Consider the following 1,348-nt stretch of genomic DNA (forward strand, 5'->3'; position numbering starts at 1 on the left):
ACGGCCCCGGCACCGATCGGGGACGTCCTCGTGCTGGTAACGGTGAACCCGGCCGGGGTGGCGGTCACGCGGTTCCCGGAGACACCGGTACCGGAGACCACCGAGGCGCCGGCCGAGCCGGTGCCGTGAACCTTGGCGGCGGGCGCACCGGACGGCTTGCCGTGAGCCGTGGCGGTGGGCTGGGGGGTGCCGGTCGCAGCGCTGGCCGCTCCCCCAGCCGTCGCGATGGCTGTGGCGGTGGCCGCGATGAGCATGATCGGGCGGATACGCATGAATCAGTGTCCTTTCCTGCGGGCGTCCGGTTGATGCCCGCACCCCTGTACGCCCCTCGGTGCGCGTGCGGTCGCACCCCGGACACGTGGTCCATGTCACAGGACGTGGGCGCGACCTGGGGACGGCGCTCGTGCGTACAGGCTTGAGCGGCGCGAGGCTCCGCCCGGGAGGCACGGCTCCACCGCCGTGGTCGAGGAGTGCTTCCCGGCGAACCGCCTGTGATGCGAGCCGATCGACAGCACCAGGAGAGAAGCCGTTGATGACGCCACAGGAGTTCGACGCGTTCTACGCAGCGTCCTTCTCCCGCCTGACCGGGCAGCTCTACGCGATGACCAGCGACTGGTCCGAAGCACAGGACGTGGTCCAGGAGGCCTTCATCCGCGCGTGGGACCGAAGGCGCACGTTCGACCCCGACGATGCCGCGGAAGCCTGGATCCGGACCACCGCCCGGCGGCTGGCCATCTCACGTTGGCGACGTCTGGCCCGGGGTCTGCATCTGGCCGGACGCCACCACCATGAACCCCGCACCGTCGAGCCGCCCACTGAGGAGTACTTGATGCTGGTCATCGCGCTCCGCGACCTGCCCGAGGCGCAGCGCAGCGCCATTGTCCTGCACCACATGTGCGACCTTTCCATCGAGCAGGTCGCGGCCGAGACCGGCGCCAGCGTCAGTGCTGTCAAGAGCCGCCTCGCCCGCGGGCGGACCGCGCTGGCGGCCCGGCTCGGCGACCAGCCCCCGACCAGCGAGGAAGGACGACTCCATGTCTGATCCCCTCCACGACACCCTGGGCGACCGGCTGCGGCTGCTCGGCACGCAGATGCCGGCACCGACCCTGCCCGCCGCGGAGATCCGCCGACGCGCCGACCGGCGCCGCCACCGCCGGCACGCCCTGGGCGCGACCGCGGCCTGCACCGCTGCAGCCCTGTGCCTGGCTCTCCCGTCCGTGCTGCACTCACCCGGCCCACGGCACGGAGCAGCCCCCACGGACGCCTCCTCCGTGTCAACTTCCCCCCGCCCCCCGGCCGGGTTCACCGTTACCAGCACGAGGACGTCCCCGATCGGTGCCGGGGCCGT

The 1,348-nt window shown here is 72.3% G+C and carries 1 protein-coding gene and 2 pseudogenes; 2 read left to right on the top strand and 1 reads right to left on the bottom strand.

The window, feature by feature from the left end:
- Positions 1-272: pseudogene (locus IE273_RS43075) on the bottom strand (hypothetical protein); the annotation flags it as partial.
- A 260-nt stretch (positions 273-532) separates the two neighbouring features.
- Between IE273_RS43075 and IE273_RS43080 the strand changes: the two are divergent.
- Both IE273_RS43080 and IE273_RS43085 read left to right on the top strand, forming a co-directional pair.
- On the top strand, positions 533-1,042 hold the full coding sequence (locus tag IE273_RS43080; protein ID WP_059266731.1) for a SigE family RNA polymerase sigma factor: 510 nt from the start codon (positions 533-535) through the stop codon (positions 1,040-1,042).
- A pseudogene (locus tag IE273_RS43085) lies at positions 1,035-1,348 on the top strand (hypothetical protein); the annotation flags it as partial. The gene IE273_RS43080 and the pseudogene IE273_RS43085, both read left to right, overlap by 8 nt.

It is taken from the genome of Streptomyces olivaceoviridis (assembly GCF_014650115.1).
Lineage (GTDB): Bacteria > Actinomycetota > Actinomycetes > Streptomycetales > Streptomycetaceae > Streptomyces > Streptomyces olivaceoviridis.

Excerpts from the sequence above, each read along its gene's own strand:
- IE273_RS43080 (WP_059266731.1), top strand. The coding sequence starts at position 533 with ATGACGCCACAGGAGTTCGACGCGTTCTACGCAGCGTCCTTCTCCCGC.